This is a genomic window from Aurantiacibacter sp. KMU-128, assembly GCF_056933515.1.
The window spans coordinates 168175-182927 of sequence record NZ_JBXORT010000001.1 but is presented as its reverse complement, the minus strand read 5'-3'; the positions used below and the strand labels follow the sequence as shown (position 1 = coordinate 182927).

Below are 14753 nucleotides of genomic sequence, written 5' to 3'. Positions count from 1 at the left end.
GCTCCCGGCACCGCCTCTTGTCAAAGAGCGACCGCCATATTTCCCAGAACGATCATCACGATGTTCAGCAGGATGATGAGCACCATGGGCGAGAAATCGATCGCGCCGGTATCGGGCATCACCCGCCGGATTGGCCGCAAAACCGGTTCAAGCAGAGCGTTCAGCGACTGGTAGACCTGCATCAGGAACTGGTTGCTGGGGCTCACCACGTTGAAGGCGAACAGCAGGCCGATCACGAACTGAATGATGACGATCATGATGACGATGTTCGCGATCATGTCGACGATTTGCAAAAGCGCTAGCACGCAAAACTCCTAAATTGCCCGCCCCGGTCTGAAACCAAGTGTATCATTCACCTAATACAGGTAAGGCTATCCCGCAAGGCTGACCAAAGTCCCTGCCCCGCGGCTGGTGAAGAATTCGAGCAACATGGCGTGCGGAACCCGTCCGTCAAGCACCACCGCCGCTTCGCAGCCCGCCTCCACCGCGTCGACGCAGGTTTGCAGCTTGGGGATCATACCGCCGCTGATCGTCCCGTCTTCGCGCAAACCGGCGATATCGGCGGGCGAGAGATCGGTGAGGAGCTTGCCTTCCTTGTCCAGCACGCCCGCCACATCGGTCAGCAGGAACAGCCGCGCCGCGCCCAAGGCCGCCGCCAGAGCGCCCGCCATGGTGTCGGCATTGATGTTGTAGGTGTGCCCCGCCCCGTCGCTCGCAATCGGTGCGACAATCGGGATCATGCCCGCCGCGCTCGCGGTTTGCAGCACGGCGGTATCGACTTCCACCGGCTCCCCCACAAAGCCGAGATCGATCGCCTGTTCGATCTGGCTGTCAGGGTCTTTCACCGTGCGGGTGACCTTCTCGGCGCGCACCATCTTGCCGTCCTTGCCGGAAAGGCCAATGGCTTTGCCGCCCGCCTGGTTGACCCAGCCGACCAGCTCCTTGTTGATCGCGCCCGACAGCACCATTTCGGCGATGTCGGCCGTGGCCTTGTCGGTGACGCGCAACCCGTCGACGAAGGTGCTTTCTACGCCCAGCTTTTTGAGCATCGCGCCGATTTGCGGTCCGCCGCCATGCACCACCACCGGATTGATACCGACCGCTTTCAGCAGCACGATGTCCTCGGCAAAATCGCGCGCGGCTTCGGGGTCTCCCATGGCGTGGCCGCCATATTTCACCACAAAGCTCTTGCCCGCATAGCGCTGGAAATAGGGCAGCGCCTCGATCAGCGTTTCGGCCTTGGCCAGCATCCGGTCGGAATCCGGCGGTGATTGATTGGTCGTGCTCATGGCGCCTGCGTTAGGGCCAGTTGGCGCAGATCGCCAGCATTTCCGGCAATCGCCCAAGGCGACCCCTCTGTTAACCTTTTTGCCTTATACTCTCCCAGATGCGTCGCAATCTGGCGCGGATATTCGCAAAGGAACGGCATATGGCCGAGCCACAAGACGAAACCGGAGACGAGGTGGGCCTCGGCGGCCGCCGCAGCGGGGAAGACCGGCGCAAGGCGCAATTGCCTTTCGATGGGCCCGACCGCCGCCTGGGCGAGCGCCGCAGCGGGGAAGACCGCCGCAAGCTGCCGCGCGTCTACCAGAAATAGCACTGGTCAGAAGTAGCGCTGGCCGCTGGCCAAAGCAGGCGCGCTGGGGCATGATATTGCCCCATGAAAACCAAGCAATATGAAGAGCTGCTCGAACCCATGGAGCAGGAACTGGTGCAGATGGCCCGCTGGGCGAAAGCCACGGGCGAACGCATTTGTGTGCTCCTCGAAGGGCGCGACACGGCAGGCAAGGGCGGCACGATCAAGGCGATCAGCGCCCGCCTCAATCCGCGCCAGTGCCGCGTGGTTGCGCTCTCCAAGCCGAGCGATACCGAGCGCACGCAGTGGTATTTCCAGCGATATGTGCCGCACCTGCCCGCAGCCGGGGAGATCGTGCTGTTCGACCGCAGCTGGTACAACCGCGCGGGTGTCGAGAAAGTCATGGGCTTTGCCGATGATGCGCAGGTGGAGAAATTCCTCCACGAAGCGCCGGTGTTCGAGCGGCTGCTGGTGGATGACGGCATAAGGCTGTTCAAATATTGGCTGAGTGCCAACCAGACTGCGCAAGAGGAACGCTTTGCGGAGCGACGGGAAGACCCGCTCAAACGCTGGAAGCTCTCGCCCATCGATGTCGCCAGCCGCACCAAATTCGCCGAATATTCCGTCGCGCGCGAGGCGATGTTTGCCGCGACACACACGCAGCACGCGCCGTGGACGGTGGTCGATTACAAAGACCAGAAACATGGCCGCCTGACGCTGATCCGCGACCTGCTCGACCGGTTGCCCGACACGCACGTGCCGGAGGAACCGCTGGACTGGCCGGAGCTGGGCCATGCACCGCAGGAAGAGGATTTCGCCCTGCTCCAGCCGATTGCGCCTTTCCCGCTGGAAGATTGAACCATGGCCAAAGTCGTCCGCTTCGATGCGGCGTGGAACCGCAAACGCCGGTGGAAGGCATTGTGGCGGCGCTGGCGCTGGGTACTGGGGCTGGCGATCATCGCGGCACTGGCATTATGGGCGCGCCACGCCGGTTGGGGCGATGGCGAGTGGGAGGAAATGGCGCAGCAATTCCCCGTCTGCGGAACGGCCACGCGCGGGGCGGGCTGCGTGATCGACGGGGACACGCTGGCGATTGGCGAGCGGCGCATCCGCCTGTCCAGCTATGACGCGCCCGAACTCGACGGCGAGTGCGAGAACGAGCGGCTCAAGGCCGTCGAAGCACAATTCGAACTGTCACGCTGGCTGAGCGCAGGGCCGTTCCAGCTGGAAGCCGGGACCGACCGCCCGCGCGACAAATATGGCCGCGAACTTGCCGAGGCGCGACGCGGCAATGTGCGGTTGTCCGATCACATGATCGGGCTCGGTCTGGCGACCGAAAACAGCTGGATGTTCGCCGATGATTGGGGGCAGATCGACTGGTGCGCTTAAAGTTGGCTAAGCGGGAAGTGCCTTACCAGCCATAGGCCGCACGCACTTGCGCCGCCTCCGCCGGCCCGAGGTAATCCAGCAAGACCCTGATCGTGTAGCCGCCATGGGTGTAGCCCTGCGCGTCGACATAGCTCCAGTCGCTCACCTCGGATAGCGGAACGACAACGGGATCGCCAAGGCGCCATCCTTCCTGAAAAGGATGGTTGGACAGCGTACCGCGCAAGCGGTTGCCGTCCTGCCGCACGTCGCTCACCCAGATATGCTCGTAGCCACCCAGCGGAAATTTGAAACTGAACGAATGGGCCCCTTCGGGCGGCTCCGCCAGCGTCTCAAGGAAGATCGCAAGCGTCGACTGTGCATCGGCGATGGCAGCATTCATCTGGGCGTCCTGCGCCGAGACTTGCACCACGGGATCGCGATTGTTGTCCGCGACCGGCTGCGCCTTTTGCGCGTGCGCCGGAAGCGAAAGCGTGGCGAGGCAAGCGGCGATTGCGAGGGCGGCAGTGTGAAACTTTGTCAGCATAGCGAGGAGCTTAACCACCGACCGGCCACCTGCCAACCGATTCACACGCGGAAGGGCGCGCTCGCCAGAATCTCCGCATCGCGGTCTTGCGGGTCAACCTTTGCCAGCTGCACATCGCGTTCCCGCAGCAGCGCCTCGACATCACTTCGTGCCACCGCCAGCGCGCAAGTGAGCCAGCGCCCGACATGGGGGATGTCTTTCGCCACGCCTGCATCGCTCATATCCATCTGCTCCAGCCGCGCGATGATCGCTTCTGCCGGGTAGAGATATTCGTCGGTCACCCACTGGTTCGTCGCGATCCAGTGCGTCGGCAATCCGTCTGTATCGAAGCACAGGGCGGCAACGTGGACGACCTTGGCGGGCTTTTCCTTCACCGGCTTTGCCAGCGGCTCCACCCCGTCAAACGCGCCGAGCGGCAGGAACAGGTGAAAGTGGCCATGCTCTTTGGGTCCCCGCTGTTCCGGCGGGTGCGCATGGTAGAACCAGCGCGCTTTACTCACCGGGTCGATGGCATCGCCCTTCGGGTAATGCTCCCATTGGGTATAGGTCGCAGGCGGTTCGGGCAGGACGCGCTGAATCAGCGCCCTGCCCTCGCCTGCCATGGCCTCGCTGAGGGACACCAGCTCGGCCAGAGCGTCATCGCGGTTACTGGGCAGCGGCATCGCTTTCCATTGCTTCGCCTTCCATGGACTCGCCTTCCATGGTTTCGCCTTCCATCGCGTCGCCTTCCATAGCCTCGCCTTCCATGGTTTCGCCTTCCATGCTGTCTTCGGCCATGGCATCCGCATTCACGCTTTCATCGGCCATCGCGTCATCAGCTTCGGCAACGGCAGCGCAGCACGCGCCGCAGGCTCCGCAGCCGCTACAGGCGGAAAGCGCAGGTGCGGCAAGAGCAAGGCCTCCGGCGACCGCCAGCAGGCGGGAAAGATTGGTTTCAGGCATCGAACTCATCTCCTCTGGTGCGTCCCCCCGATTGCGGGCGGCTCCAGCGAAGCTGTTCGACACGCGCGCCGAGCGGGTTACATCGCCTCCGCCATTTCGCGCGAGACCGGCGGCGCGGCTTCGCGCGGCAGGGTCGCTTTGAGCAGGAAATATCCCGCCAGCGCTGCCACCAGCGAGCCCGACAGCACGCCGATCTTCACCGCATCGACCTGCGCCGGATCGGCGAAAGCGAGATTGCCGATGAAGAGGCTCATGGTGAAACCGATAGCCGCAAGCAGCGAGACCGCGTGCACCTGCTTCCAGCCCACGCCATCGGGCAGCTTGGCAATACCCGCCTTCACCGCAAGCCAGGCAAAGCCGAAAATACCGACCTGCTTGCCGATCAGTAGCCCCAGCGCAATGCCCAAAGGCAGCGGCGCAAGCAGCGCGTCGAAACCGATGCCGCTCAGCGAGACACCCGCATTGGCAAAGCCGAAGATCGGGATGACAAGGAAAGCGACATAGGGGTGCAGCGCGTGCTCCATCCGCTCGAGCGGGGCCACGCCGTTCTTGCCCGCGATCGGCACGCACATGGCCGCCGCTACGCCTGCGAGGGTCGCGTGGACGCCGCTCTTCAGGACAAACACCCACAGCACGATGCCAAGGATGACATAGGGCACGCTGGAGGCAACCTTGCCTCGCCCGAACATCGCCAGCACCGCCAGCGTGATCGCGCCGCCGATCAGCATATTCACCGAAGTTTCGGCAGTGTAGAAGATGGCGATAATCGCAATCGCGCCGATATCGTCGATCACCGCAATCGCCAGCAACAATGCCTTGAGCGCCACCGGCACGCGCGGGCCGAGCAGCGAGAGGATGCCGAGTGCAAAGGCGATATCGGTCGCGGCGGGGATCGCCCAGCCGCTCAGATTTTCAGGAGTGCCCCAATTGAAAGCGACAAAGATCGCGGCAGGGATAGCCATTCCGCCAATCGCGGCGGCGAGCGGCAGGCTGGCCTTGTCCCAGCTGTTCAACTGTCCGATCAGCGCCTCGCGCTTCACTTCCAGACCGATGAGGAAGAAGAACACCGCCATCAACCCGTCATTGATCCACAGCAGCAGCGGCTTGTCGATCATCGCTTCGCCAATGCCTGCGACAACGGGGATCTGCAGCGCGCTGAAATATCCGGCGGCGAAAGGCGAGTTGGCGATCACCAGCGCCAGCGCGGCGGCGATGATCAGCGTGATGCCGCCAGCGCTTTCCTTCTTCAGGAAATCGGCGAGCATCGGGGTAACTTTGGCGAGCATGGCAGTTCTCTCTGTCTGCTTTCAATCGGGGTATTCGGAGCCCAAAAAACGGCGGGAAGCGGTATGCGGCTGGCGCGATGGGGAGGGTTGGGACGTATGCGCCCGCCACCCGCTTCCCGCCTGAGGGGTCACCCGGCTCCAGCCGGGCGCAGGGGTCCGAATGCGAGGCGGGTGAGCATATCCTTCACCCACAATTTGCGGCGCTTGAGCGCCGTCAGCGTCACATGGTCAGGCACGCGCTTCGCGGTTTCGCGGCGCAGCGCCTCGTCAAGCTTCGCGTGAAGCTCGGTCAAACGATAGAAACGGGCCGTCATCCTTCTTCTCCCAAACGAGGGTTACAGGGTGATCGGTCAACCAAGGTTTTGCTTGGGGGAGGCATTCCGCGACCCCATCCAACACGCATCGGCTGTCCGATGCGGTCCGACATCACGTGCGCCTAAACGCACGCCAGAGGGGCCCGGTCCGCGAAAGTGTAATGCACAAACACGCAAGCGGTTCCCGCCGGGTTGCGAAAGCTGCGGGGGCGAACCTGTTACACCTGTTACACAGTCCTGGAGGGAAAACCCTTCCCACGCGCAAAACCGCCGCAACGGCACGATTGGAGCGGGATTGGGGCAGTTTATCCGGCATAGCGCAGGCGGTGGCACACACCCGCCATTGTAGGAAAGGCCGCCGCGTGGCAGACCGCTGGCATGACCAATCGCGCCCTTCCCCTCTGCGCCCTGCCCCTCCTCGCCGCCTGCGCCACCATGCCCGCCGCGCCTAGTCCGCAGGAGGCGTTCTGGAGCGCGCTCTCCAGCCATTGCGGAAACGCCTATCGCGGCGAACTGGTGAGCGAGGACGCGCGCGATGCCGATTGGGAAGGCCGCGCGATGGTGGCGCATTGGGCCGAATGCTCGGACAACCGCATCGCGATCGCCTTCCATATCGAGGCGGCAGAAGACCCCGATGGTTGGAACCGGAGCAGGACGTGGGTGGTGACGCGCGATGTCGTCGCAGAGAGCACCCTTGTCGCCTATCCTGTGCTGACTCTCAAGCACGACCACCGCCACGAGGACGGAAGCGAGGACGCGGTGACGCAATATGGCGGCACCACGGACTTGCCCGGCACGGCGAATGCGCAGAACTTCCCCGTCGATCCCGAAAGCATCGCCATGTTTGGCCGCGAGGGCTTGCCCGCGTCGGTCACCAATGTCTGGCGGCTGGAAGTCGACCCGGCGGGCACGGAAGGCGCGGCGTTTGTCTACCAGCTCACGCGCGGCAACGACCCGACCCGCCTGTTCCGCGTGGCCTTCGATGCGAGCGAACCGGTGACCCCGCCGCCTCCGGCTTGGGGGTGGTGACTTCTTAGACCCGAGCCACTAACGGTATGGCTCGCAGGCGACCCCGTCCCCGTCGCCGTCCATGCCTTCACGATAGCCGGGCTGGCCTGAATAAAGCGGGGCGCGGCCCTGTGCGCGCACTTCGTCGCAGCCCGCGTAATATACGCTTTGTTCGATAGCCGCGCGTTCTTCGGGAGACATCATGGCCGCCTCGGAATAGTCCGCGATGAACCAAGTGGCACCAAACGCGACGACGCTGCAAAGAGCAATGTCTTTGCCGGACGACCTTCGTCGCTGAGGCGCGGCAGAGCTGCCCAATCGCAACCCGTCATCGGAAAAAACCACCTCGCGAAGGCGACGTGGCCTATTTGCAGAGAATCTAGGACGCTCGACCATACCCTACCCATAATCCGAAAGCGTTTGTAGGAGGTTAAGTGCCCGCCCCCTACTCCGACACCAGCCGTTCGAACACGCCCAGCATCAGGTCGCGGGTGCCTTCGTAATAGGGGCGCTGGATCGCGGTGTCGCGGGGGGAGTGGTAGGCGGGGTTTTCGCTCCCGTCCTCGAATTCCTGGCTCACGCTGGCGACGGTGAAGCCTTCGCGGCGATACGCCTCGTGATCGGTGTTGGGATAGGTCGTCACCAACAGCGAGACGGGCAGGCTTGCGGCCACCTCTTGGTAAAGCGCGGTCAGTTCTGCCGAATTGCTATCGAACTCGATCACCCCGTCATTGTCGCTGTCCCAGCCGACCATGTCGATATTGTGCATCGATTCGAGCGGCACGCCCGATGCCCGCCACCGCGCCGCATTCACCCGCGCGCCGACCAGGCCGAGCTCCTCCTGATCGAGCATCACGAAATGGACAGTCGCGCTGCGCTCTTCCAGCGTTGCGAGCCTGCGCGCAACTTCCAATACGATCTCCACCCCGCTGCCATTGTCATCGACGCCGGGGCTGCCCGGCACGGTGTCGAAATGCGCGGCGATCACGATATGGCGGGTGCTGCCCGCGTCCGTCGCCGGAAGCGTCGCGACGACATTCGCGCCGGTGAGCCCGCGCTGCGTGCCGGGAAAAACCTCGTCCGTCGCATAGGGCCGCGCCTCTGCCGCAATGCCGATCCGCGCAAACTCGGCGAGCAAAGCCGCCCGCGCGGCGTCGCGCTGTTCGGGGGTGGAGCGTTCGGTCATCAGCAGGAAGCACGGCTCCGCGCAGTCGCTCGCAGCCGTGGGCGGCGCACCGGTGCTGGCGGGAACGGTGGTGCAGGCGGCGCTGCCCGCCAGCAAGAGAGCCAGCGCGAGCGTGTTGCGGATGATCATGCGAGGGATGCCCCCAAATACCTAGTGTGATGCCTAAACTGCGGCAGCCATACGCGGTTTTCGGGCGTGTGTCAGATTATCTGGCGGATATTCACCCGCGCCCGCCCCCAACGTCATCCCGGCGCAGGCCGGGATCCAGAGCGGAGCCACCAAGCGGCAAAATGGATTGTGCTGTGCACGTCTACGACTCCCGGCCTACGCCGGAATGACGAAATAGGGGAGGGAGCGCCTTCCTAAGCCCCCGCCCGCGCGGCATCGACAATGCCGGTAATCTCGTCGAGCAGTTTGAGGCGTTGTTTCTTGAGGGCTTCGGTGCGCTCGTCACTGGCGGCTTCGGTTTCGGCTTCGATCCGGTGCACCTCGCGATTGACCGCGTGGTAATCCTCCGCGAGCCGCGCGTAATGCCCGTCCTCGGCCTTCAACCGCGTCAGCAGATCGCGATCCCGCTTGAAGATTTCGGTAAGCTCGTTGGGCGTGTGCTGCGACATTGTGGCATCCTTCCTGTTGTTACAGACGGAGCCTAGCGCGCACGAGCGGAGCGGGCTTTGAGGTGGATCAAATTGGGGGGAGTAATTGACTATTTCCATTAACTGAGCTGAACAAGTCAGGTGTCTTGGCCTCGAAGTCTTGCCTTAGTTTTGCCTTCAACTCAGTTCCTTTTGCAACCTGATCGGTTCCTCCAAGGCTGTTATATGTCGCGATCACCTTCTTGATTACAGCGTCTACCTCCGCGTCAGCGAGGTTATCGGTATCGATTGCACCTAATTCAGCAGCTGTGGGATTCGCTTTTCCTACCTTCGACCAAGCCAAATAGGCGAGTACATAAAAGCGAAGATTGTTGCGATCCCGCGCTTCTAGGTTCTGATGCGCACGCAAACGCAACTCAACTAGCTTTATCAGTGTCGCTGCCACGACATATGCCGACATCGGCGTGTCGGCGGCGAAAATTTGAACGTAATTGGCGTCGTTTTTAATCAGCGACGATGGCCTCGCCCGCGCATCGTCAGGTCGACCAAGAAGCGTCGCCATAAGGCTCTGCGCCATCAACGGGATACTTACAATCTTCTCTGCGGGCCTTCCTTGATTCTTATAGAAATTTTTCCGACGATCATAAAAAAGTCCACGTGCCTTGAGTGTGGCTTCGATGTCCCTTTGAATTTTGTCGGTGGCTCGCAGCGTTGCCGGCTGGATCGCGTTTTGACTATTAGTGGCCTTTATTATTTTGTCTCGGATCTCTTCGTCTTCAGACGAAATGATTTTGACGAGAACGCTTTGATCTGGATTTTGTACAGTCCCTTCATCAAATTGTTCATAAATTTGCGTTGATGTCTGGAGACCATTCACGACTTGCGGCCCCGAGATAGTGACAATGTCACCTGAGACAGTCGCTTTCTCCGCGAGGATTGTTACACCGTTGTTCATCCACCAGAATTCTGGTGCATCACCGTCGTTTAGAGTTCCTTTGATCTCAGCGTTGACTTCGGTATTCCCCTGAAAATCGCGCACATTCAGATCAAATATATTCTTCCTAACCCGGCCTTCCTCATCCCTTAGGAAGAGGTTATAATCGCTCAGTTTGCAAAGCGCGATAACACCTTCGTCAGCAGTGACGCTCTTTCTAGTTTTTAGCTCAAAACTTACCTGCGGTTGACGCGCAGCCAAGTCCCTCAGCTCGGCCGCGCCCAGTGCTTTAACCGAAATGGTAGCGCCATCGAACATATTCCCCGCAGTTGAAGCTAATTCATCTAGCTTAGCCCGCAAATTCTTGGGGATCTCCTCATCGGCTCTCTTAGCGGCAATAACATAGGTGATAGCCAAGCTTGGGAAACGAGCAACAAGCGCACGGTAAGCGTCGCGGAAAGAGCGAAATTTCCCTCGCACTTGTTCATTCAATTCGGAGAAACTATCGACATCGTTCGATAGGTTCAGGAGTTTCTGCGTCACCGATATGAGCCGGTTTACGTGCTCTTCCTTTATGGAAGTACTTGTCTTCGATTGAATCACAAACAACTCGACATGGACACTCTTTTTCAGCGTGCCAGGATCGAAGTCATCAGTAATCAACTCGCCATTCGCAAATGCGTAGACGGAGTCGACACCACCATCATGCTCGCCATCGACGATACCATCGTAGAGTTCGTCGTAACTTAGCTCGTAGTCTTTCAGCAGCTGTTCGGCGCAGAAAAGTTCAAAAAACTCTTCTGCGCTTAGAGAAGGAGCTCGCTCTTCGTTGAATACCTGAAGTATATCATCAAGTACAACTTGAGCGTTATCTTTCTGCTTCGCCACGTACTACTCCGCCGCAACACCCTTGGGCGACGCGCTCTCACCAAACATATCCGGCCCGTCATCCTCGGCTTCGTTCGCGGCGACGGTCTTCGCGCTCTGGCGCTTGTCGAAGCTACTCCACACGTCCTGCCAGTTGCCCTTCGTCGCGCCTTTCGAATATTCGGTCGCGCGGGTTTCGAAGAAGTTCGCGTGCTCCACGCCGTTCAGCAGCGGGGCGAGCCACGGGAGCGGGTGGTCTTCCACCATATAGATGCTCGGCAGGCCCAGCTGCGACAGGCGCCAGTCGGCGATGTAGCGGATGTAGCGCTTGATTTCCTTCGCCGTCATGCCGGGTACGGGGCCGTCTTCGAACGCCAGATCGATGAAGGCATCTTCCAGCCGCACCGTCTTCTGGCACATATCCATGATGTCTTCCTTCACCGCCTTGGTCAGGCAGTCGCGCTCGGCACAGAAGGCGTGGAACAGGCGGGTTATGCCTTCGCAGTGCAGGCTTTCGTCGCGCACGCTCCAGCTGACGATCTGGCCCATGCCCTTCATCTTGTTGAAGCGCGGGAAGTTCATCAGCATGGCGAAGCTGGCGAACAGCTGCAGCCCTTCGGTAAAGCCGCCGAACATGGCGAGCGTGCGGGCGATGTTCTCGTCCGTATCGACATCGAATTCCTGCAGGTAATCGTGCTTGGCCTTCATTTCCTCATATTCGAGGAACATCCCGTATTCGCTTTCGGGCATCCCGATCGTGTCGAGCAGGTGGCTGTAGGCGGCGATGTGCACCGTCTCCATATTGGAGAAGGCGGCGAGCATCATCTTGACCTCGGTCGGCTTGAACACGCGGCCATATTTCTCGTGGTAGCAATCCTGCACCTCGACATCGGCCTGGGTGAAGAAACGGAAGATTTGCGTGAGCAGGTTGCGCTCGTGATCGGTGAGGTTCTGCGCCCAGTCGCGGCAATCCTCGCCCAGCGGCACTTCCTCGGGCATCCAGTGCACCTGCTGCTGCCGCTTCCAGAACTCGTAAGCCCACGGATATTCAAAGGGCTTGTAGGTCTTGCGGGCTTCGAGCAACGACATCTGGTATCTCCGGCTTCTGAGTGCGAGCTATCTACATAGTGAATCATAGCCGTGATTCGATAGCAAGCAGGGACTTTGGGTCGGGGATAATTCGGGTATTGCCGGACGGGCTTTGGGGCAGGTGGGGCGCGATCAGTCGGCCGTAACCACGAACACCAGAAAAGCCATGGCAAGTAAGACCATCGCAACGGCAAAGCCCTGCAGCGCTTCTTTGGGAACCCCGTCTGAAAGGCCGTAGCGCCGCCAACGGTAGAGGTGTACACTTAAAATCCAGCACCAGAGCGGGCCAAGAATCCAAATCGCGCTCGCTTCGCGCCAATGGGCAAATTCAATCGCGAACCAGACCAGCGCCACAAAGAGTGCACTCAAGACGCCCGCCTTCCACGACAAAGGCTCCGGCTTTGCAGGAACGCTCATCGCAAGCTCGATCCGCTCGTCTGCGAAGAGCACGTCGCGCTGTGCCAGTTTGCGCTCCAACCGCCATGTGGCGACGCGATAGTGCAGCAATGGCCACCAGATCAGCGCAAAAGCGATAAGAGGGGCGCTTAACAGCCAGACCCAGTCTCCGCCGTCGCGCGTTTGCAGGAATTCGAGAACACTCGCCATGGTGGCAAATCATGCCACAAGGGAGAGCGTCTTGCCAGTCTCGCGGCATTACGCCGCGCGCCGATCACATCTCTTTCTTGTTGATCCGGCGGCTGATTTCCAGCGCGATCAGGATCGGCGTTGCCCACAGCCAGGTGAGCAGGCCCGCCTCGCGCCAGCCGCCACCATCCTGCGGCAGGCGGGACGAGCAGCCATAGACTTCGAGCAGGTTTTCCGGCTGGCAGGAGCTGGGCCAATAGGCACCCGAATAGAGGTAGAAGCCGAGCACAAACCAGCCCACCATCGCGAGATACAACGCGAAGTAGCGCGAGAGTTTCACCTCGCCATACCCGTGATGGGTCAGAAACCGTTTGTTGCGTCCTGCTGCCATGCCTCTGGCCATAGCGCGCAAATGGTTAGTATTGTCTTACGAATGGGCGGCGAGTGGCGCGGGGCGATTGCGCTTGCCTGGTGCTTGCGGCAGGGATGGCGGCGATGGAGATGCACGATCCGCTCGCCCGCTATTTTGCGCGCATCGGCTTTGCCGCGCCGGTTCCGGTGACGCCCGAGGGGCTGGCGCAAATGCAGTCGGCGCACCGGCAGGCGATCCCGTTCGAGAACCTCTCGATCCCGCTCGGCGAAGGCGTTGCCTGCGAGAGCGCCCCGGTCTTCACCAAGCTGGTGGAGGCGCGGCGCGGCGGCTTCTGTTTCGAGCAAAACCGGCTGTTCGCCGATATGCTGGAGGCAGCGGGATTTGCCGCGCGGCTGCTGCTGGCGCGGGTGCTGCTGGGCAATCCGCCGGAGCTGCCGCCGCGCACGCATTGCCTGGTGCTGGTGCGCTTTGGCGAGGAAGCGTGGATTGCCGATGCGGGTTTTGGCGGCGCATATGCCCCGCCCCTGCCGCTGGTGGATGGCGCGCGGGCGGTCAGCGGCGATGGTGCGCAGCACCGCTTGCGGCGTCTGGGGGCGGAGGGCGCGCTGCCCGGCGCGTGGCTGCTCGAACGCCAAGGCCCGGTGCTCGCCACCGATGGCCGGGCGCAAAGCGACAGCGCGTGGGAGGCGCAATATGTCTTCGATCTCGCCGAAGTCGCACCCGCCGATATGGCGCTCGGCTGTCACTGGTCGGCGACGCATCCCGCCTCGCGCTTCACCAATCTCACCGTGGTGAGCCGCTGCCTGCCCGACGGCTTTGTCAGCCTGACCGACCGCGCGCTGACCCGCTGGCGCAAGGATGTGCCGCCCGAACGGCGCGCGCTGGCTTCGCCTGCCGAATATGCCGCGATGCTGGAGGCGGAATTCGGGCTGGTGTTGCCCGCTGCGGATGTGGCGAGACTGCCGCTATTCTAAGGGGCGCTACTGCCGCGCCTTCGCGCTGCCGATGGTCCCGCCGCCGAGGAAGCAGATCCCGCAGAAATAGCCGAAATCGTACCAGCCGCCCGAATTGGGCACAGCGTAGACCGCGATATCGGGGCTGAAGAGCGAGCCGAGGAACGACCACGGGAAGATGAAGCCGTGCCACAGCCCCCACCAGAAGCCCGGAGCCTCGGGCGCGGCGGAGACCCCCGCATCGATCTGCGACGCGCAGGCAGAGAGCAGCAGGACGGCGGTTAGGGCGATGAGGATGCGGGCCATGCGCGGTTCCCTTGTCGAGTGTTGCTGTATTGGCACGATAATACAGTAAGCCCGCGCGGCGGACAAGAGGGTCTGGTGGCGGGAGGTCTGGTGCGGGGGGTTCTGTAAAGCGGGAGCAGTCAGATCGGGCGGAGATACACCGCAAATCCGGCGAGCATCAGCATACTCAGCCCCAACACCAGCGCGCGCCTGCCGCCCGTCACGTCCCCCGACCGCATCAACACCGCCCCGCGCCACGCATTGGCCAGCGCGAGCAGCAAGGCGATCACAACGGCGCTGATGAAGATGGTGTCGTTGGTCATGCGTCAGCCATAAAGGACATTTCAGCCGCGAACACCATGCGACTTTCGCCTCAGGCGGCGTGGGCGGGGAGGAAAGTCTGGTCTTTCAGTCCCAGCAGCATCCCGCGCACCGAAAGGTCTTCGTCGAGCGTGTCCCAGTGCACGCCCGAAGGGGTCAGGAAATAGGCTTCCAGATCCTCCAGCGACGCATCTTTCAGGCGCGGATACCATGCAAGCGGCATTCCGAGCGTTCGCCCGTCGGACAGCTCGACCCACATCGTTGCTTCGTCGAAACGGACTTTTACCGGTTCGGGGACGTTATCGAGGGAAGTGTCCATGCCACGCCTTGATGATTTCGCTACTGTGCTGCTCTATTACCTTTTCCAGCCGCCGCAGTTCAAGAGGGGTAAAATTGCGGCTGCTTGCGAGCCGAACTCGCGGTTGCACCCAGAATTTGGCCTCCTGCCCCGCCCGCGATACATGGATATGCACCGGCTCGCGCGGGTCTCCTTCAAAAGAGAAGAAATGGAAGCGGTAACCGCGCC

23 protein-coding genes are annotated in these 14753 nt (G+C 61.6%); 5 read left to right on the top strand and 18 right to left on the bottom strand.

All coding sequences use genetic code 11. The annotated features are described in order from the left end of the window. Window positions 1–20: 20 nt before the first annotated feature. Window positions 21–278 carry a YggT family protein gene (locus tag ACS0VV_RS00975; protein WP_483533474.1) on the bottom strand — a complete coding sequence of 86 codons (258 nt, stop codon included), beginning with the start codon at window positions 276–278 and terminating at the stop codon, window positions 21–23. 93 nt (window positions 279–371) lie between these two features. Further along, a complete protein-coding gene (gene argB, locus ACS0VV_RS00970; RefSeq protein WP_483533473.1) occupies window positions 372–1250 on the bottom strand; it encodes an acetylglutamate kinase in 879 nt (292 codons plus the stop codon). Between the two features lie 179 nt (window positions 1251–1429). On the opposite strand from argB, the gene ACS0VV_RS00965 reads away from it, so the two are divergent. From ACS0VV_RS00965 to ACS0VV_RS00955, 3 genes are all read left to right on the top strand, one after another. Then, entirely contained in the window at window positions 1430–1597 is a 168-nt protein-coding gene (locus tag ACS0VV_RS00965; protein ID WP_483530878.1) for a hypothetical protein, read from the top strand. Window positions 1598–1660: 63 nt separating this feature from the next. Further along, complete coding sequence (gene ppk2 / locus ACS0VV_RS00960; RefSeq protein WP_483530877.1) at window positions 1661–2434, top strand: polyphosphate kinase 2; 774 nt, start codon at window positions 1661–1663, stop codon at window positions 2432–2434. Window positions 2435–2437: 3 nt separating this feature from the next. Continuing rightward, window positions 2438–2965: a thermonuclease family protein gene (locus ACS0VV_RS00955; protein WP_483530876.1), complete on the top strand. Its 528-nt coding sequence runs from the start codon at window positions 2438–2440 to the stop codon at window positions 2963–2965. A 22-nt stretch (window positions 2966–2987) separates the two neighbouring features. On the opposite strand, the gene ACS0VV_RS00950 is transcribed toward ACS0VV_RS00955, so the two are convergent. From ACS0VV_RS00950 to ACS0VV_RS00930, 5 genes are all read right to left on the bottom strand, one after another. Beyond that, on the bottom strand, window positions 2988–3488 hold the full coding sequence (locus tag ACS0VV_RS00950; RefSeq protein ID WP_483530875.1) for a YegJ family protein: 501 nt from the start codon (window positions 3486–3488) through the stop codon (window positions 2988–2990). Window positions 3489–3529: 41 nt separating this feature from the next. Further along, window positions 3530–4150: a DUF6969 family protein gene (locus ACS0VV_RS00945; protein ID WP_483530874.1), complete on the bottom strand. Its 621-nt coding sequence runs from the start codon at window positions 4148–4150 to the stop codon at window positions 3530–3532. Next, entirely contained in the window at window positions 4134–4430 is a 297-nt protein-coding gene (locus tag ACS0VV_RS00940; RefSeq protein WP_483530873.1) for a pentapeptide MXKDX repeat protein, read from the bottom strand. Before ACS0VV_RS00940 ends, ACS0VV_RS00945 begins: the two co-directional genes overlap by 17 nt. 77 nt (window positions 4431–4507) lie before the next feature. Further along, window positions 4508–5716 (bottom strand): Na+/H+ antiporter NhaA, encoded by a 1209-nt coding sequence (gene nhaA, locus ACS0VV_RS00935; RefSeq protein WP_483530872.1) that lies wholly within the window; start codon window positions 5714–5716, stop codon window positions 4508–4510. A gap of 128 nt (window positions 5717–5844) precedes the next feature. Then, on the bottom strand, window positions 5845–6030 hold the full coding sequence (locus tag ACS0VV_RS00930; protein ID WP_483530871.1) for an HP1242/YdcH family protein: 186 nt from the start codon (window positions 6028–6030) through the stop codon (window positions 5845–5847). 378 nt (window positions 6031–6408) lie between these two features. On the opposite strand from ACS0VV_RS00930, the gene ACS0VV_RS00925 reads away from it, so the two are divergent. Then, window positions 6409–7059, top strand: a complete 651-nt coding sequence (locus tag ACS0VV_RS00925) for a hypothetical protein (RefSeq protein ID WP_483530870.1) — start codon at window positions 6409–6411, stop codon at window positions 7057–7059. An 18-nt stretch (window positions 7060–7077) separates the two neighbouring features. Here ACS0VV_RS00925 and ACS0VV_RS00920 read toward each other — a convergent pair whose 3' ends face one another. From ACS0VV_RS00920 to ACS0VV_RS00890, 7 genes are all read right to left on the bottom strand, one after another. Then, window positions 7078–7242: an excalibur calcium-binding domain-containing protein gene (locus ACS0VV_RS00920; RefSeq protein WP_483530869.1), complete on the bottom strand. Its 165-nt coding sequence runs from the start codon at window positions 7240–7242 to the stop codon at window positions 7078–7080. Between the two features lie 241 nt (window positions 7243–7483). After that, on the bottom strand, window positions 7484–8353 hold the full coding sequence (locus ACS0VV_RS00915; RefSeq protein WP_483530868.1) for a M28 family metallopeptidase: 870 nt from the start codon (window positions 8351–8353) through the stop codon (window positions 7484–7486). A gap of 233 nt (window positions 8354–8586) precedes the next feature. Next, on the bottom strand, window positions 8587–8841 hold the full coding sequence (locus ACS0VV_RS00910) for an HP1242/YdcH family protein (protein WP_483530867.1): 255 nt from the start codon (window positions 8839–8841) through the stop codon (window positions 8587–8589). 67 nt (window positions 8842–8908) lie between these two features. After that, complete coding sequence (locus ACS0VV_RS00905; protein WP_483530866.1) at window positions 8909–10642, bottom strand: AIPR family protein; 1734 nt, start codon at window positions 10640–10642, stop codon at window positions 8909–8911. 3 nt (window positions 10643–10645) lie between these two features. Further along, window positions 10646–11710 carry a ribonucleotide-diphosphate reductase subunit beta gene (locus ACS0VV_RS00900; RefSeq protein ID WP_483530865.1) on the bottom strand — a complete coding sequence of 355 codons (1065 nt, stop codon included), beginning with the start codon at window positions 11708–11710 and terminating at the stop codon, window positions 10646–10648. A gap of 132 nt (window positions 11711–11842) precedes the next feature. Next, window positions 11843–12316: a hypothetical protein gene (locus ACS0VV_RS00895; RefSeq protein WP_483530864.1), complete on the bottom strand. Its 474-nt coding sequence runs from the start codon at window positions 12314–12316 to the stop codon at window positions 11843–11845. Between the two features lie 64 nt (window positions 12317–12380). Then, window positions 12381–12686 carry a hypothetical protein gene (locus ACS0VV_RS00890; protein ID WP_483530863.1) on the bottom strand — a complete coding sequence of 102 codons (306 nt, stop codon included), beginning with the start codon at window positions 12684–12686 and terminating at the stop codon, window positions 12381–12383. Window positions 12687–12790: 104 nt separating this feature from the next. Here ACS0VV_RS00890 and ACS0VV_RS00885 point away from each other — a divergent pair, with 104 nt between their 5' ends. Continuing rightward, window positions 12791–13642 carry an arylamine N-acetyltransferase family protein gene (locus tag ACS0VV_RS00885; RefSeq protein ID WP_483530862.1) on the top strand — a complete coding sequence of 284 codons (852 nt, stop codon included), beginning with the start codon at window positions 12791–12793 and terminating at the stop codon, window positions 13640–13642. Between the two features lie 6 nt (window positions 13643–13648). On the opposite strand, the gene ACS0VV_RS00880 is transcribed toward ACS0VV_RS00885, so the two are convergent. The 4 genes from ACS0VV_RS00880 to ACS0VV_RS00865 all read right to left on the bottom strand — a co-directional run bounded on the left by ACS0VV_RS00880 (window position 13649) and on the right by ACS0VV_RS00865 (window position 14700). Further along, the gene (locus ACS0VV_RS00880; RefSeq protein WP_483530861.1) at window positions 13649–13927 is read right to left on the bottom strand and encodes a hypothetical protein; all 279 of its coding nucleotides are present in this window, start codon (window positions 13925–13927) and stop codon (window positions 13649–13651) included. Between the two features lie 119 nt (window positions 13928–14046). Continuing rightward, on the bottom strand, window positions 14047–14229 hold the full coding sequence (locus tag ACS0VV_RS00875; protein ID WP_483530860.1) for a hypothetical protein: 183 nt from the start codon (window positions 14227–14229) through the stop codon (window positions 14047–14049). 50 nt (window positions 14230–14279) lie between these two features. Next, the gene (locus ACS0VV_RS00870) at window positions 14280–14546 is read right to left on the bottom strand and encodes a DUF2442 domain-containing protein (protein ID WP_483530859.1); all 267 of its coding nucleotides are present in this window, start codon (window positions 14544–14546) and stop codon (window positions 14280–14282) included. Then, window positions 14527–14700 carry a DUF4160 domain-containing protein gene (locus tag ACS0VV_RS00865; RefSeq protein ID WP_483533472.1) on the bottom strand — a complete coding sequence of 58 codons (174 nt, stop codon included), beginning with the start codon at window positions 14698–14700 and terminating at the stop codon, window positions 14527–14529. The genes ACS0VV_RS00870 and ACS0VV_RS00865 overlap by 20 nt, the downstream gene beginning before the upstream one ends. Window positions 14701–14753: the final 53 nt, after the last annotated feature.

Coding starts and splice junctions, on each gene's coding strand:
- ACS0VV_RS00975 (WP_483533474.1), bottom strand. CDS start 278: ATGATCGCGAACATCGTCATCATGATCGTCATCATTCAGTTCGTGATC.
- argB (WP_483533473.1), bottom strand. CDS start 1,250: ATGCTGGCCAAGGCCGAAACGCTGATCGAGGCGCTGCCCTATTTCCAG.
- ACS0VV_RS00965 (WP_483530878.1), top strand. CDS start 1,430: ATGGCCGAGCCACAAGACGAAACCGGAGACGAGGTGGGCCTCGGCGGC.
- ppk2 (WP_483530877.1), top strand. CDS start 1,661: ATGAAAACCAAGCAATATGAAGAGCTGCTCGAACCCATGGAGCAGGAA.
- ACS0VV_RS00955 (WP_483530876.1), top strand. CDS start 2,438: ATGGCCAAAGTCGTCCGCTTCGATGCGGCGTGGAACCGCAAACGCCGG.
- ACS0VV_RS00950 (WP_483530875.1), bottom strand. CDS start 3,488: ATGCTGACAAAGTTTCACACTGCCGCCCTCGCAATCGCCGCTTGCCTC.
- ACS0VV_RS00945 (WP_483530874.1), bottom strand. CDS start 4,150: ATGCCGCTGCCCAGTAACCGCGATGACGCTCTGGCCGAGCTGGTGTCC.
- ACS0VV_RS00940 (WP_483530873.1), bottom strand. CDS start 4,430: ATGCCTGAAACCAATCTTTCCCGCCTGCTGGCGGTCGCCGGAGGCCTT.
- nhaA (WP_483530872.1), bottom strand. CDS start 5,716: ATGCTCGCCAAAGTTACCCCGATGCTCGCCGATTTCCTGAAGAAGGAA.
- ACS0VV_RS00930 (WP_483530871.1), bottom strand. CDS start 6,030: ATGACGGCCCGTTTCTATCGTTTGACCGAGCTTCACGCGAAGCTTGAC.
- ACS0VV_RS00925 (WP_483530870.1), top strand. CDS start 6,409: ATGACCAATCGCGCCCTTCCCCTCTGCGCCCTGCCCCTCCTCGCCGCC.
- ACS0VV_RS00920 (WP_483530869.1), bottom strand. CDS start 7,242: ATGATGTCTCCCGAAGAACGCGCGGCTATCGAACAAAGCGTATATTAC.
- ACS0VV_RS00915 (WP_483530868.1), bottom strand. CDS start 8,353: ATGATCATCCGCAACACGCTCGCGCTGGCTCTCTTGCTGGCGGGCAGC.
- ACS0VV_RS00910 (WP_483530867.1), bottom strand. CDS start 8,841: ATGTCGCAGCACACGCCCAACGAGCTTACCGAAATCTTCAAGCGGGAT.
- ACS0VV_RS00900 (WP_483530865.1), bottom strand. CDS start 11,710: ATGTCGTTGCTCGAAGCCCGCAAGACCTACAAGCCCTTTGAATATCCG.
- ACS0VV_RS00895 (WP_483530864.1), bottom strand. CDS start 12,316: ATGGCGAGTGTTCTCGAATTCCTGCAAACGCGCGACGGCGGAGACTGG.
- ACS0VV_RS00890 (WP_483530863.1), bottom strand. CDS start 12,686: ATGGCAGCAGGACGCAACAAACGGTTTCTGACCCATCACGGGTATGGC.
- ACS0VV_RS00885 (WP_483530862.1), top strand. CDS start 12,791: ATGGAGATGCACGATCCGCTCGCCCGCTATTTTGCGCGCATCGGCTTT.
- ACS0VV_RS00880 (WP_483530861.1), bottom strand. CDS start 13,927: ATGGCCCGCATCCTCATCGCCCTAACCGCCGTCCTGCTGCTCTCTGCC.
- ACS0VV_RS00875 (WP_483530860.1), bottom strand. CDS start 14,229: ATGACCAACGACACCATCTTCATCAGCGCCGTTGTGATCGCCTTGCTG.
- ACS0VV_RS00870 (WP_483530859.1), bottom strand. CDS start 14,546: ATGGACACTTCCCTCGATAACGTCCCCGAACCGGTAAAAGTCCGTTTC.